A 13,880-nucleotide genomic window follows, 5' to 3' on the forward strand; every position below is an offset into this window, starting at 1 on the left:
CCGCCTCCCAGCCCTCCGCAATCCAGTCCGTGCTTTCCATAAACCAAAACTAGCGGGCACCACCGACACTTCTACTAGACCGGCCGCGGGGCACGAGACACCGCCGCGGGGCCGCCGTCGGCGGTCGTTTGGCCCGCGGCAAGTCGGATACGACTGCGTGGCCCTACGTGCGGTTCGGGGCGGACGATTTCATGTGATGGCGCCGCCACTTTTGACAGTGACACGAACCGTCGACGGCGGCGGACGGCGGCTCAACCCAGCGCCCGGGGATGCGCGGCGGCGTAAATTTCCCGCAGGGTGTCCGCCGTGACCATGGTGTACACCTGCGTGGTGGTGACAGAGGCATGGCCCAGCAGTTCCTGGACCACCCGGACGTCGGCCCCGCCCTCGAGCAGGTGAGTGGCGAACGAGTGCCGCAGGGTGTGAGGCGAGACGTCCTTGGTGATATCGGCCTTCTCGGCGGCGGCTTTGAGGATGGTCCAGGCGCTTTGCCGGCTGATCCGGCCGCCGCGGGCGTTCAGGAACAACGCCGGGGTCCCCTTGCCTTTGGCGGAGAGCAGGGGCCGGCCGCGGACCAGATAGGCGTCGAGGGCACGGGCACCGAAGGACCCCAGCGGAACGAGCCGTTCCTTGGAACCCTTGCCGAACAGCCGGACGATCGCGGGCCCGCTGTCTTCGGCCGCTCCGGTCTGCAGCGAGATGTCGTCGACGTCGAGCCCCACGGCTTCGCTGATGCGGGCGCCGGTGGAATACAGGAACTCCAATAGGGCCCGGTCGCGCAGCCCGGTGGCGGTATCGGATCCGGCGGCCTCGAGGATCCTGGTGACTTCGCCGACGCTGATGGCCTTGGGCAGCCGTTTGCCCGGCATGGGCGGGTGGACGTCGCTGGCCGGGTCGGAGGGAGTGACGCCTTCGAGGGCCCAGAACTTGTGGAGCCCGCGTACGGCCACGACCGTCCGGGCCGCCGACCGGATGCCCAGGGCCGAGCCGCCATCGGATCCGTCGGAGAGCGCCTGGACGAAGCCGGTAACGTCGTGACGGGTGATCTCGCCCGGGAGCTGGCGGCCGGTGTGGGCGAGGTGCCTGGCGTAGCGGGCCAGGTCACGCCGGTAGGCGGAGAGGGTGTTGGCTGCCAGTCCCCGTTCCACCCCCATGTGTTGCAGGTAGTCGGTCATGGCGCGGTCTATGGCCGTCAGTGGCCGGGCCGTGGCCGCGGCGGGAGCGGCGGCCGGCTCGGGATCGGTCGCCGCTCCAGCCGGCGCCGGTGCCCCCGTCGGTGCCGGTGCCGGTGCCGGTGCCGGAAAGTTCGCGGGAGCCGGAGGCTCGGCAATCTTTGATCCCGCCATCAGCGCTGGCTCGGGTGCGCGGGCCACGGCGCGTTGCCCGGGCGGAGGCCCTTGAAGTGGTCGGCGCGGGCCGCCGCCGCGGCGAGGATGCCGACGACGGCGGAGGGATTGTGCAGGCGGCCCTCCAGGACGGCCTGCACGGCCGCCTCCAGCGGGATCCAGTGCAGCTCGATTTCGGCTTCCTCGTCGGTGCGGACGTGGAGTTCGTGGCCCGGCACGTCGCTCAGGTCCCGGGCGAGATAGATGCGGATGGCTTCGCTGGAGGATCCGGGGGAATTGAAGAAGTCGGCCAGCACGTTCCACTGGCCGGCGACGAGGTCGGCTTCCTCGGCGAGTTCCCGTGCCGCGCCGGCCACGAAGTCCTCGCCTTCAACATCGAGGAGCCCGGCCGGGATCTCCCACAGGTCCATGCCGACCGGGTGCCGGTACTGCTTGATCAGCAGCACGTCGCCGGCGTCGTTCATCGGCAGGACGGCGACCGCGCCGGGGTGCTCGATGTAGTCGCGGACTAGGGGGTCGCCGTCGTCGTGGAGCTGGAAACTGTCACTGACGACGTCCCAGATCCGGCCCTCGTAGACCGTCCGGGACGACAAAAGACGGCGCGGGCTCGGTTCGTCCGAAACCTGCCGTGCAGCATGGGGGGTTTCAGGGGTACCGGGCATCGCGCCGTCCTTTGATTCAGTTGATGGTTACTTCGACACTACCGGGGAAGGCTTGGCCGCGGCCGGAGCTCCAGCGGCCGTGCCCTCCGCTTTGTCGGCGCCTTTAAGGGCACCCTTCGCGGAACCCGTGACAGCGCTCCCGTGGCCCTTCTGGTGCTCCAGGGCGGCCTTCACCAGCCCGGAGAACAGTGCGTGCGGCCGGGTCGGGCGTGAGCTGAGCTCGGGGTGCGCCTGCGTGGCCACGTAGTACGGGTGGACTTCGCGCGGAAGCTCCACGTACTCCACAAGTTTGCCGTCGGGCGATGTTCCGGAGAACACCAGTCCGTGGGCGGCAATCTGTTCCCGGTACTTGTTGTTGACCTCGTAGCGGTGCCGGTGCCGTTCGCTGACCTTGGTGGTGCCGTAGGTCTCGGCGACGACGGAGCCCTCATCGAGGTTGGCTTCGTAAAGGCCCAGGCGCATGGTGCCGCCCAGGTCGCCCTTGCCGTCGACGATGTCCAGCTGCTCTTCCATCGTGGCAATCACGGGGTACTTGGAGTCCGGCTCGAACTCCGAGGAGGACGCTCCTTCGAGGCCGACCACGTTGCGGGCGTACTCGATCACCATGCACTGCAGGCCGAGGCAGAGACCCAGGACCGGCAGCTTGGTTTCGCGGGCATATTTCAGCGCGCCGAGCTTGCCTTCGAGCCCGCGGATGCCGAAGCCGCCGGGGACACAGATCGCGTCGACGCCGTCCAGGGCCTTGACCGCACCTTCGTGGGTTTCGCATTCGTCCGAGGGGACCCAGCGGATCTTGACCTTGGTGTCGTTGGCGAAGCCGCCGGCACGCAGCGCCTCGGTCACGGACAGGTAGGCGTCCGGCAGGTCGATGTACTTGCCGACCAGGGCGATCTCAACCTCGTGCTTGGGGTTGTGGACCGCGTCGAGGAGCCTGTCCCAGCTGGTCCAGTCCACGTCCTTGAACGGCAGGTCGAGGGCACGGACGATGTAGGAATCCAGGCCCTGGGAGTGCAGGGTCTTCGGGATGTCGTAGATGCTCGGCGCATCCGGGCAGCCGATCACGGCGTCGATGTCGACGTCGCACATGCGGCCGATCTTGTCGAACATGGCCTGCGGGACTTCGCGGTCCGAGCGGATCACGATCGCCTCGGGCTGGATGCCGATGGAGCGCAGCGCAGCCACGGAGTGCTGCGTCGGCTTGGTCTTCAGTTCCTGCGACGGGCCGATGTACGGCACGAGGGAGACGTGCAGGAAGAACACGTTTCCGCGGCCGATGTCCTGGCGGACCTGGCGGGCGGATTCGAGGAACGGCTGCGACTCGATGTCGCCCACGGTGCCGCCGATTTCGGTGATGATCACGTCGGGGGCGTGCTTGCCCTCGGCCGGAAGCCGCATGCGCCGCTTGATTTCATCGGTGATGTGCGGGATGACCTGGACGGTGTCGCCGAGGTACTCGCCGCGGCGTTCCTTGGCGATGACGGTGGAGTAGACCTGGCCGGTCGTGACGTTGGCCGAGCCCTCGAGGTTCTCATCGAGGAAGCGCTCGTAGTGGCCGATGTCGAGGTCCGTCTCGGCGCCGTCGTCAGTGACGAAGACTTCGCCGTGCTGGAAGGGATTCATCGTGCCCGGATCCACGTTCAGATAGGGATCGAGCTTTTGCATTGTTACAGACAAGCCGCGTGCCCGCAGGAGGTGACCGAGGCTCGAAGCCGTCAGTCCCTTACCGAGCGAGGACGCCACACCACCGGTGACGAAGATGTGTTTGGTCGTCTTGGACGAGCCCGGAAACCGGGAATTTACACGGGAATTTGATCGCTGCACCACGGAGTTCGAGCCTATCACCAATTCGGCCTTTCGAGGGTCTGTTCGCGGCAACCCGCTGTGATTGTGCTCCCGGTTGTGATCCCGGTAACGGGCCGCCGGGAGGGCATGCTCAGGCCTGCTGCGGCAGCAGCCTGGCGTCGTCCAGCAGCTCTTGGGCGTGGGCCCGGGCCGACTCGGAATCCTCCTGGCCGGCGAGCATCCGGGCCAGCTCCCGGACGCGCTCCGCCTCGTCAAGGAGCCGGACGTCGCTGGAGGTGAACCCGGTCGTGGTGTCCCCGTCAGCGCCGCGCACGGACGTTTTGGTGACCCGGATGTGCTGGTCGGCGAAGGCTGCCACCTGCGGCAGGTGGGTCACCACGAGCACCTGCACGTGCCGGGCGAGCATGGCCAGCCGGCGCCCGATTTCGACGGCGGCACGGCCGCCCACGCCGGCGTCGACCTCGTCGAAGACGAAGGTGGGGACCGGATCGACGGCGGCCAGCACCACTTCGATGGCGAGCATCACACGGGACAGTTCACCGCCGGAGGCGCCCTTGCCCAGCGGGCGGGCGGGGGCACCGGAGTGCGGCTGGAGCAGGAAGGAGATCTCGTCCGCGCCGAACGGTCCCGGCTGCCCGCCGGATTCGACGTTGATCACAAGGGTGGCGTCCGCCATCGCCAGGGCCTTGAGTTCGGCACTGACCCGGGCGGAGAGGTCCTTGGCGGCCTTCTTCCGCAGCTTGCTGATCCCGGCTGCCTGTTTGACCAGCTCGGCCCCGGCGCGGGCCACTTCGGCGTCCAGCGCCTCGATCCGGGTGGAGTCGTCCTGCAGCTCCAGGAACCGTGCCCGGGACTGCGCAGCCCACTCCAGCACTTCATCGATGCTCGGAGCGTACTTGCGCACCAGCTTGGCGAGGGTGCCCCGGCGGTCCTCGATCTCGGCGAGCCGCTCCGGGCCCTCGGTGTCGAGGGTGGCCTGGTAGCTGGCGAGTTCGGTGGCGATGTCGTTGAGCAGGAAACCGACCTCGGCCAGCCGGGTGGCCGCGGAGCCGAGGTCCCCGTCATGTTCGGCGACGTGCTCCAGCGTGCGTTTGGCGGCATCGACCAGTGTGGTGGCGTCGGCGTCCTCGCCGAAGTCCTCGGCAATGAGCGCTTGGTGGGCCGTGCTGGCAGCGATCCGGAGTTCCTCGACGTTGGCGAGCTTGACGGCCTCCGCCTTCAACGATTCGTCTTCACCAGGCTGCGGGTCGACGGCGTCGATCTCGGCCAGCGCTGCCTCCAGCGATTCGGCCTCTCGAAGGCGCTCCCGGGCGGCGTTGCGGAGCTCATCCAGCTCGGCACGGCTGGACTTCCAGTGCGCATGGAGCTCCTGGTAGCTGCCGAGCGACGCCGCGAGGCTCTCCCCCGCGAACTTGTCGAGGGCCTCGCGCTGCGCGACCGGGCTTTTGAGCCGGATCTGCCCGGACTGGCCATGGACCACCACGAGGGTTTCGCCGATCTCGCCAAGCACACCCACGGGTGCGGCGCGTCCGCCCAGGTAGGCGCGGCTTCGGCCGTCCGCTCCCACGCTGCGGGCGAGCAGCAGCTCGGCGCCGCCGTCGAACTCCTCGACTTCAGCCCCGGCCTCACGGGCGCGGGCAACGGCGGGGTGGCCGGCGTCGAGCTTCACCGTGGCCTCCGCGGAGGCGCTCTTCGCGCCGCTGCGTACGGCGCCGGCGTCAGACCGGGCGCCGAGCAGCAGCCCGACGGCGGTCACCACCATGGTCTTGCCGGCGCCGGTTTCACCGGTCACCACGCTCAGGCCCGGGCCGAGGGGCAGCGTGGCGTCGGTGATGACGCCGAGGTCGCGGATTCTCAGTTCTTCAAGCATGGTTCACTTCGCAGTCGATGGATCAGGAGTCTCGCCCGGCTCTGCGGGCGGCGGACCTGCCTGCGGCGGCGTCGGCAGCGGGGGCCACGGCCGGGGCGTGCGGATCACCGGAATCGGGCCGGTGTGGACCTTGGCGGCCTCCGGCGTGGGCCCCCGCCAGCCCTGGATGGGGAGTTCGAACTTACGGACCAGGCGGCCGGAGAAAGGCGTCTGGTGGGTGCGGGCGAGCCGGACGGGGGTGGCGGAGCGGGTCACTTCCACGCGTGCTCCGGGCGGGAGGTCCACCGAGCGGCGCCCGTCGCACCAGAGCACGCCCTGCGCTTCGGTCCGGTTCAGGATTTCGACGGCGAGCCGGGACCGGGGTGAGACGACCAGCGGTTTGGCGAACAGCGCGTGGGCGCTGATCGGGACGATCAGGAGCGCCTCGACCTCCGGCCACACGACCGGCCCGCCGGCGGAGAAGGCGTACGCGGTGGAGCCGGTGGGCGTGGCCAGGACGACGCCGTCGCAGCCGAAGGACGTCAGCGGGCGTTCGTCGACCTCCGTGACGACCTCGAGCATCCGTTCGCGGTTGCCCTTTTCGATCGCGGCCTCGTTGAGGGCCCAGGTGTGCCAGATTTTTTGACCGCGGACCCAGACCTGCACATCGATGGTCATCCGCTCTTCGACGGTGTAGTCGCGGCTGGCGATCCATTCGACGGTCTGTGCGAGGTCCGCCCGCTCGCTCTCGGCGAGGAACCCGACGTGGCCGAGGTTGACGCCGAGCAGCGGCACATCGACTTCGCGGACCAGTTCCGCGGCGCGCAGGATGGTGCCGTCGCCGCCGAGCACCATGACGAGTTCGACGTCGGGCAGCATTACGTGGTCATGGAGGATTTCGACCGGCTGGTCGAGGCGTCCGAAGAAGCGGACCATGTCGCCGAGCTCGGATTTCAGCATCACCGGAACGATGCCGTAGTCGTGGAGCTGGGCGCACGCTTCCCAGGCAGCCTTGAGTGACTCCTCACGGCCTGTGTGGGCAAGGATGAGGACACGCCTGCTCATCGGGTTCCGCCTTCTAGTGCTTCTAGTACTTGGGCCAGATTGTTCCGAGTAACGCAGCAACGGCTGCGTCCCGCTCTTCGATCTTAGGCAGGTCTGTGCCAATCCCGCGCTTTATCCACAGGAAGTACTCGACGTTTCCGTCCTGGCCGGGCAGCGGGCTGCTGGCGAGGCCCTTCAGTTCCAGCCCGGTGTCCATGGCCTCGGCCGCTACCTTGCCCACGGCCAGGCGGCGCTCCCACTCCGAGGTGACAACTCCGGTGCGGCCCAGCCGGTCCTTGCCGATCTCGAACTGCGGCTTGACCATCAGGACCAGGTCCCCGCCCGGGTCGGTGCATGCCGCGAGGGATGCCAGCACGAGCGTCAGGGAGATGAAGGACAGGTCCGCGACCGTCAAGGCCGCCGGTCCGCCGATCTCGACCGGCGTCATGTAGCGGACGTTGAGGCCCTCGTGCACGGACACCCGGGGGTCATTCCGGATCACCGGGACGAGCTGGTCATGTCCGACGTCGACGGCCACCACGTGGTCAGCGCCGCGGCGCAGCAGCACCTCGGTGAATCCTCCGGTGGAGGCGCCGGCGTCGAGGCACCGTTTGCCCTTGACCTCGACGGCGGGGAAGGCGTCCAGCGCGCCGGCCAGCTTGTGCCCGGCACGGCTCACGTAGTTGTCTTCATCCGCGGCCGCCACATCGAGGTTCATGTCGTCCTGCACCTGAAGGGACGCCTTCGTCAGCACTTCCCCGTGGGAGCTGACTTTGCCTTCGGCGATGAGGCGCGCGGCGTGCGTGCGCGACCTCGCCAGCCCGCGGCCGACGAGGGCCTGGTCAAGCCTGCTCATGCGTGGCATCCCCTGTTTCGGTGGTGGTTGCGGCTGCCGCTGGTTTGCCTGCCTGGCCCGCGCCGATCGGGCCGGCGATGGACCCGCCCGCGACGGGCCCGCCCGCGACGGCGTCGTCCAGGGCGGCCAGCAGGTCATCGTGCAGGCCGGCGTAGACCTCCTGGTGCTGGTCCACCGGCAGGTCCGGCAGGTCAGTGAGGCGGTCCAGCAGGGCGGCTACCGCGGGGTCCGTAGCGTCCGTGGGGTCCGTGGCGTCCGTGGGGTCCGTGGCGTCCGTGGAGGGGACATGCCGAGCGGGGTGGCCCGCTGTCGCCGGCAGCGCCGGCCAGCTGACCACCGCTTCTTCCCCGTCGGGGTCCGTCTCGGTCGTGCGGTTCAGCTCCGTCATGGTCCCCAGTCTAGTGATCCAGCCATTCGAGGTCCGGTGCCAGGGCAGTGTCGGTCTCGGGGTTGGCTGTCCACCAGGCCGAACAGGCGGCCCGCCAGGCGTCGAGGTCGCCCGAGTCGCCGCTGACGCGCACCGTCCGTCCGTCCACGACGGCGGACGCCGCGCCGCAGCGGTGCCGCCCGGCGTCGAGCTCGATATCCGGGTAGGGGCGGTAGAGGTCGGTGAGGTCGTTGATGAGGTAGTCGGGCCGTTCCGGGGTGCGCGCCGCGAGGATCGATTCCCTGGTGTCGACGCCGGTCAACACGGCGACCGTGGCGAAGCCGGCGTTGTTGCCGCCGAGGATGTCGGTGTCCAGGCGGTCGCCGACGACAAGCGGCCGGTCGGCAGCCAGCCGTTTCGCGGCGGCGTGGAACAGGGGCGCCTCCGGCTTGCCGGCAACCAGCGGCTGCTGCCCGGTGGCGGCGACGACGGCCGCAACCAGGGTCCCGTTGCCGGGGGCCATGCCGCGGGCCTGGGGAATGGACATGTCCGTGTTGGTGGCCACCCACAGAGCACCGCCGGCGACGACGTAGGCAGCCTCCGCGAGGTCCTTCCAGCCGAGATCCGGGTGGAAGCCCTGCACGACGGCGACGGGATGTTCGGCTTCGCTGCGGACCGGCACCAGCCCCGCGAGTTCAATTTCCTGGGCCAAGGAGTCCCCGCCGGTGACCAGGACCCGGGCACCCGCCGGCAGCAGGGAAGCCAGCAGCTCGCCCGCGGCCTGTGAGGAGCTGACCACCTGGTGGTCTTCCGCAGGGGCGCCGAGCTCGCGCAGGTGCTCCGCCACCTGTGCGGGCGTCCTGGACGCGTTGTTCGTGACGTAGCCCAGGCCGACGCCGATCCCGGCGAGTCTGCGCAGGGACTCCACGGCGCCCGGGATGGCGTGCGGCCCGGCGTAGACCACGCCGTCGAGATCGGCGAGCAGCGCGTCGAAGGTCGAGATCAGCTCCGGTCCGGCCATTCCCGATCAGCCTTCGGAGCGTTCCGGCCCGCGGGCGTCGGTGTCAGTGTCGGGGGAATTTCCGTCGGAGTCGCTGTCGGAGTCGGCGTGGGAATCGCCGCGATCGCCTTCAACTGTATCGTCATCGGAGTCGTCGCCGCGGAGAACCTCGGAGCGGTCCAGGGCATCCTTTTCCACGGAGTCGTCATCCGACTCCGCATCGTCGGACTCCCAGAAGTCGGACTCGACGTCGTCCGCTCCTTCGTCAAGGGCAGTTGCTGCCGTCCCGGTGGTTTCCGGGAGGCCGGCAACGGCCTCGGCGCTGGCGGCACGCGGCGCCTGCTCTCGTTCGGGGGCGGACCGCTGGGCGGCCTGCTCAGCGAGAAGCCGGCGCTGCTGCGCTTCCTCGCGGGCTTCCTCTTCCTCGTCCCAGCCGAGATCGATGATGTCCGGGTCTTCGGAGACATCGAGGCCAAGGGCGTTCTCGGCGACAGCCGCCTGGCGCAGCCATTTTTCGGCTTCGGCGGTGCGGCCCACTGCGGCCAAGGCGTCGGCGTAGGCGCGGAACAGGCGCGGGCTGTAGGAGAAGGCTCGGTTGATGTCGAGCTGGGCAATTTCCAGTTCGGAGACGGCGGCGTCGAGTTGGCCCAGATCGGTCCGTGCGCCGGCGGCCACGATGGCAAGTTCCGCCTTGCCGGGGGCGTCGAGGTCCTTGGCTTCCTCGGAACGTGCCATCTCCAGGGCGCGGTCGGGCCGGCCGAGTCCGCGTTCGCAGTCTGCCATGACGGGCAGGTGCATGTTGGAGCCGCTGATCCGCCGGTAGGTGCGGAATTCGCGGAGGGCTTCACCGTAGTGGCCGGCAGCGTAGGCGGTAAGGCCAACGGCTTCGCGGACGGCGGCGAGGCGGCCACCGCGGCGGCTGGCCGCGAGGGCGTGCTGGAAGGCCAGCTCCGGTTCGTCGTCGATCAGGCGCCCGGCCATCACGAGGTGGCGGGCCACCCATTCGGCGCTGTTGTCCTCGAGCGTCTTGATCTGGTGCTGCGTGGCGCGGTCCAGTTCCTTGCCCGTGACGTCGTCGTCGATCTGCGGTGAACGCTCGCGGTCGGGACGGTTGGCGCTGCGCAGGTCCCTGGCGTTGGGAACGCGGACAGGGCGGTCTTCGGCCCTGTCGCGGCCGAACTGGCGGGGGCCGGAGTCGCCGCGGTCAAAGCCGCGCGCCGGACGGTCATCGCGGTCAAAGCCGCGCGCCGGACGGTCATCGCGGTCAAAGCCGCGCGCCGGACGGTCATCACGGCTGCCGAAAGGCTTACGGTTGTCGCCACCGCTGTAGGGCTTGCGGTCACGGTCGCCGCCACCGCTGTACGGCTTACGATCACTGGTACCACCGGCACCAAAGCTGCGACGCTCCCCGCCACCCTCACGCGGGCCACGGTCACCATAAGGCTTACGATCCCGGTCACCGCCACCGCTGGCCGGCTTACGATCACTGGTACCACCGGCACCAAAGCTGCGACGCTCCCCGCCACCCTCACGCGGGCCACGGTCACCATAAGGCTTACGATCCCGGTCACCGCCACCGCTGTAAGGCTTACGGTCACCTTCACGCGCGGGTCGGTCACCGTAGGGCTTACGATCCCGATCGCTGGAGGAGTCCCGGGATCCCCCAGTGCCGCGGTCATCGCGGGCACGGTACCCTCGGGGGTCGCCGCCGGAGTTGTTGGTGCCGCGGAATCCGCCGCCGCCCGAATTTCGTCCGCCGCCAAAGTTGCCGCGATCGCTTCCGCCGCGATTTCCGTCGTTGTGCTCAGCCATGCTGGATTCCTGTCCGAGGGAGCCGAACTATCCTCACAGCCGCACCACTCTTCTCAATAGTCTCTGGACGACTCGATCCGCAGTTTCAACCGTGCGCTCTCTTCAAGTCCCAACCATTGTATTGCAGTACAGACCGTCAGAGTTTGGCGTTGCGCATTATCCGCTCGAGGACATCGCGGCCTTCCGACCGGTCCCAGCTGTCTGCGCTGTTGGGACGGGCGACTAGCAGCCTGTACACGGCCTGCGATCCTTCCACACTGAGACTGTACTCACTCGATCCAGACAGCCGGACCATCGAATACAGCGCCTTGGAGCCGAGCCCTTCGACCGTTTCCGGTTCCGGAGCTGGTGCTGGTGCTGGTGCCAAATCATCCAGGGACGGCCTCTTCGTGCCCGTAGCGTCCCAAATGACTTCCATGACGACGGCGTTCGTCGTCACGCCGCCTGCGTCCAGCGGATACACACAGGTGTCCTTCTCGAATCCACCGTCCAGCCTTATGCCTGACGGCTCTGGCGCCTTCATCGAGGCGCCGACAGCACCCAGGGCTTCTTTGAGCGCGGCCGCGTCCAGGACAGCACAGGCCCGAGTCGCCTCTGTGGGAATGAGGGACGGAGCGGTCCTCCCCGGCGCGGCTGACGCGGGTACCCCAGGAGTGACAGTTGATATCGACGGCGGTGCTGGTGGCGCGGTGGCGGTGCAGGCAACCAGGCCGGCGGCGATCATTCCAAAGGCCGCGACAGCCCGAAGGCCGTTCACCCGGCGGCGGTTAGCGGAAGACATCTCCACCCACTCCCATTACTATGCGGTCGCCCGGCACAGCGGACCTGATGAACCGGGTGACGTCGCTCTCCAACAGTGAGATGCAGCCCCAGGTCGGGACGCGGTTAGCGTGGAGGAAAATGGCGAACCCAGCATTCATGACAATGGGAGAGTCCGGCGGCCGGTTGTAGTTGATCACTACACCCTGTCGGTAGTCGTGTGAAGGACGGGTTGCGTAGTACCACATGTTTTCATCGGGGAAAACGTCCGCACTGGACTCAAAGTACTTGTTGTAGTTGCTGTTGAGCCGGCCGCCCCAACGCGAGTAGGAGTTGAGCGAGATGTAGTTCAGTGCCGTGCCGGGGTTCCCAAGACCGAAGGCCTCGGTAACTGTGAACGATCCCGTCGGGGAGAACTTGTTGATCGTTGGACCGGTGGCTATCCCTGCCCACGCGAAGCCGCTCTCGCCGGCATAACCCGGCACGTTCCACTCAAGGTTGTAGCCGCCGGCGCCCTTAAGGCAGGTAGCGAAGCTGACAGGGGTAGTGGCGTAGCGCTCTGCGATGGCGAAGGAGACCCGTTGGGCTCCCGCTGTCCCATATTTCACTCCGCCGCGGTTGAGGGCCTCGCAATAACCGACCGGGTTCAAATGGAACATCACCCAACCGGAGGGCTCCCAATCAAGCCAACCCCACTGAAAATACTGGCGGCAACCCGAGGCGCTGCAGTATTCGGGCGAACTCGGGTAGCCCAGCGCTCCGGCGCCGCTGCCACGCTGGTTGAAGTCACCTCGAATTGCTCCGCCGGTGGGCTGTGCGCCAGTCGCCGGCGACCAGAAGAAGGTGGCACGCTGGAATTCCTGTGAGCAGCCGTTGCCCGGAAGTCCGCAGGTTTCCCGACCTGTTGGATAGCCCATCCAGCTGTTCTCGTAGCCGTACTCCGCCCAGCGTGTCCGAATGGCACCCCAGGTGGGCTGTGCACCCGATGCCGGCGACCACATCATCGTTCCGAGGGTGAAATTCTGGAAACAGCCGGAGCCAGCCAAACCGCAGATTTCCGGGCTGGACGGATAGCCCAAACCGCCATCCTGCGCATTGAGCTCCACCCAGCGAAGGCCGATTCCCCCGCCAACGTCCCAGGCGCCTGAAGCGGCGGTCCAGCCAATGGCTCCGCGCTCAAATGGCTGCACGCAACCACCTTGGGCCAGTCCGCAGACAAGCAGACCTGCCGGGTAGCCAAGTCGGCTCGAAACTCCGCCTACTTGGTTCCAGCGCTGGCCGATGCCACCGCCGGTGGGGAACGCGCCGGTCCGTGGAGACCAATAGACCGTGCCCGACTGGAAATCCTGGGCGCAACCGTCGCCCGCCAGTCCACAACGCTCGGCCGAAACCGGGTACTTCAGCCAGGAACCCTCCGAGCCGAGCCTTTTCCACTGACCACCGATTGCACCGTTCCATACGGGAACGGCGCCGGTAGTAGCGGTCCAATAGATGGATCCGTTGGTGAAATCGCGCTTGCAACCATCCCCGGCCAACTCGCACACCGCCGGGGACAGCGCCGGACCGTAGGCACCTGTGGCCCCGCCCAAGGATGTCCACTTTTCGTCGATGGCGGTGACACCGGCCGGCACCATCGCCGCGTTGATGTCCTTCGCGGGGGCTGTCGGTGTAGCAACCGGGGGCTCCACGCTCGGGGTCGGCGCGGGCGGCGCCGGCGCCGGCGCCGTGACGCCAGGCGACATCGAAGTAGGTACCGGCAGCGGCGCCTCAGTCGCACCAGGACTGTCGGTATTACTGGGACTCGACGTCGGTTGCGGAGTCTGGCCAGTAATGGTGGGGCTCGGCGCAGGTGAAGTATTGGTTGCAGCGGCGGGGGCTATGGCGCCCGCCGCAAGTACAGCCACCAGGGCGGCAGAGGCGCACATGCGCCTAACGGATTTGCTGATCAATGAATCCCCCAAAATCACGAGCTGAAAGAATTAACTCTGGCATCGCGCTGGGGGACGGGTCCCGGCCCGACAAAACCAGCTCTCGATTTCCATTCCCAAAGCTACCCCACCCGTACATCCCCTCCCGGCACATTAGGCCGAATTGGTCTTTTGTTCCCGGATTGTTGCGGTCTGGCTCTTTCAGTGTGGGCGCCCGCCGACAGCCGTAAGCTGCAGATGAGAGAGCATTGAACAAAAACCCACCGAATGTGCGGGAGGTTAGGCTCTATGCCCCCGGAGGTGCGGGAGGGTCCTGGTTGTGTTTTTAGGGTTTATATGCGGTTGTGGTTTGGGGGTTAAATGCGGGAGAGCCCCGACCTGTGTGGTTGGGGCTCTCGACCGTGTAATGATGTTCCGGCGGTGACCTACTCTCCCACACCCTCCCGGGTGCAGT

The 13,880-nt window shown here is 67.8% G+C and carries 12 protein-coding genes; 1 reads left to right on the plus strand and 11 read right to left on the minus strand.

Annotated elements, in window-relative coordinates:
• Window positions 1-251: 251 nt before the first annotated feature.
• From xerD to AC50X9_RS20725, 11 genes are all read right to left on the minus strand, one after another.
• Entirely contained in the window at window positions 252-1,175 is a 924-nt protein-coding gene (xerD, locus tag AC50X9_RS20675; protein WP_494896877.1) for a site-specific tyrosine recombinase XerD, read from the minus strand.
• A 170-nt stretch (window positions 1,176-1,345) separates the two neighbouring features.
• On the minus strand, window positions 1,346-2,008 hold the full coding sequence (locus AC50X9_RS20680) for an NUDIX domain-containing protein (RefSeq protein WP_494896849.1): 663 nt from the start codon (window positions 2,006-2,008) through the stop codon (window positions 1,346-1,348).
• 27 nt (window positions 2,009-2,035) lie between these two features.
• Window positions 2,036-3,850, minus strand: a complete 1,815-nt coding sequence (gene pyrG, locus AC50X9_RS20685; protein WP_494896851.1) for a CTP synthase — start codon at window positions 3,848-3,850, stop codon at window positions 2,036-2,038.
• A 91-nt stretch (window positions 3,851-3,941) separates the two neighbouring features.
• Window positions 3,942-5,681 (minus strand): DNA repair protein RecN, encoded by a 1,740-nt coding sequence (recN, locus tag AC50X9_RS20690; protein WP_494896853.1) that lies wholly within the window; start codon window positions 5,679-5,681, stop codon window positions 3,942-3,944.
• A 3-nt stretch (window positions 5,682-5,684) separates the two neighbouring features.
• Complete coding sequence (locus AC50X9_RS20695) at window positions 5,685-6,725, minus strand: NAD kinase (RefSeq protein ID WP_494896855.1); 1,041 nt, start codon at window positions 6,723-6,725, stop codon at window positions 5,685-5,687.
• A 22-nt stretch (window positions 6,726-6,747) separates the two neighbouring features.
• A complete protein-coding gene (locus AC50X9_RS20700) occupies window positions 6,748-7,560 on the minus strand; it encodes a TlyA family RNA methyltransferase (RefSeq protein WP_494896857.1) in 813 nt (270 codons plus the stop codon).
• A complete protein-coding gene (locus AC50X9_RS20705; protein ID WP_494896859.1) occupies window positions 7,547-7,948 on the minus strand; it encodes a hypothetical protein in 402 nt (133 codons plus the stop codon). Before AC50X9_RS20705 ends, AC50X9_RS20700 begins: the two co-directional genes overlap by 14 nt.
• Before the next feature lie 10 nt (window positions 7,949-7,958).
• Window positions 7,959-8,948 carry an HAD-IIA family hydrolase gene (locus AC50X9_RS20710; protein WP_494896865.1) on the minus strand — a complete coding sequence of 330 codons (990 nt, stop codon included), beginning with the start codon at window positions 8,946-8,948 and terminating at the stop codon, window positions 7,959-7,961.
• A gap of 6 nt (window positions 8,949-8,954) precedes the next feature.
• Complete coding sequence (locus AC50X9_RS20715) at window positions 8,955-10,739, minus strand: hypothetical protein (RefSeq protein ID WP_494896869.1); 1,785 nt, start codon at window positions 10,737-10,739, stop codon at window positions 8,955-8,957.
• 136 nt (window positions 10,740-10,875) lie between these two features.
• Entirely contained in the window at window positions 10,876-11,202 is a 327-nt protein-coding gene (locus AC50X9_RS20720; RefSeq protein WP_494896871.1) for a hypothetical protein, read from the minus strand.
• A 304-nt stretch (window positions 11,203-11,506) separates the two neighbouring features.
• Window positions 11,507-13,132, minus strand: coding sequence for a hypothetical protein (locus AC50X9_RS20725; RefSeq protein ID WP_494896873.1), 1,626 nt, complete (start codon window positions 13,130-13,132; stop codon window positions 11,507-11,509).
• Here AC50X9_RS20725 and AC50X9_RS20730 point away from each other — a divergent pair.
• Window positions 13,107-13,472 carry a hypothetical protein gene (locus AC50X9_RS20730; protein ID WP_494896875.1) on the plus strand — a complete coding sequence of 122 codons (366 nt, stop codon included), beginning with the start codon at window positions 13,107-13,109 and terminating at the stop codon, window positions 13,470-13,472. The two genes, AC50X9_RS20725 and AC50X9_RS20730, sit on opposite strands and share 26 nt — an antisense overlap.
• The last annotated feature ends 408 nt before the right edge of the window (window positions 13,473-13,880 follow it).

This window comes from Pseudarthrobacter sp. HLT1-3 (genome assembly GCF_059383535.1).

Coding starts and splice junctions, on each gene's coding strand:
- xerD (WP_494896877.1), bottom strand. CDS start 1,175: ATGACCGACTACCTGCAACACATGGGGGTGGAACGGGGACTGGCAGCC.
- AC50X9_RS20705 (WP_494896859.1), bottom strand. CDS start 7,948: ATGACGGAGCTGAACCGCACGACCGAGACGGACCCCGACGGGGAAGAA.
- AC50X9_RS20700 (WP_494896857.1), bottom strand. CDS start 7,560: ATGAGCAGGCTTGACCAGGCCCTCGTCGGCCGCGGGCTGGCGAGGTCG.
- AC50X9_RS20730 (WP_494896875.1), top strand. CDS start 13,107: ATGGCGGTGACACCGGCCGGCACCATCGCCGCGTTGATGTCCTTCGCG.
- AC50X9_RS20695 (WP_494896855.1), bottom strand. CDS start 6,725: ATGAGCAGGCGTGTCCTCATCCTTGCCCACACAGGCCGTGAGGAGTCA.
- AC50X9_RS20680 (WP_494896849.1), bottom strand. CDS start 2,008: ATGCCCGGTACCCCTGAAACCCCCCATGCTGCACGGCAGGTTTCGGAC.
- AC50X9_RS20710 (WP_494896865.1), bottom strand. CDS start 8,948: ATGGCCGGACCGGAGCTGATCTCGACCTTCGACGCGCTGCTCGCCGAT.
- recN (WP_494896853.1), bottom strand. CDS start 5,681: ATGCTTGAAGAACTGAGAATCCGCGACCTCGGCGTCATCACCGACGCC.
- AC50X9_RS20715 (WP_494896869.1), bottom strand. CDS start 10,739: ATGGCTGAGCACAACGACGGAAATCGCGGCGGAAGCGATCGCGGCAAC.
- AC50X9_RS20725 (WP_494896873.1), bottom strand. CDS start 13,132: ATGGTGCCGGCCGGTGTCACCGCCATCGACGAAAAGTGGACATCCTTG.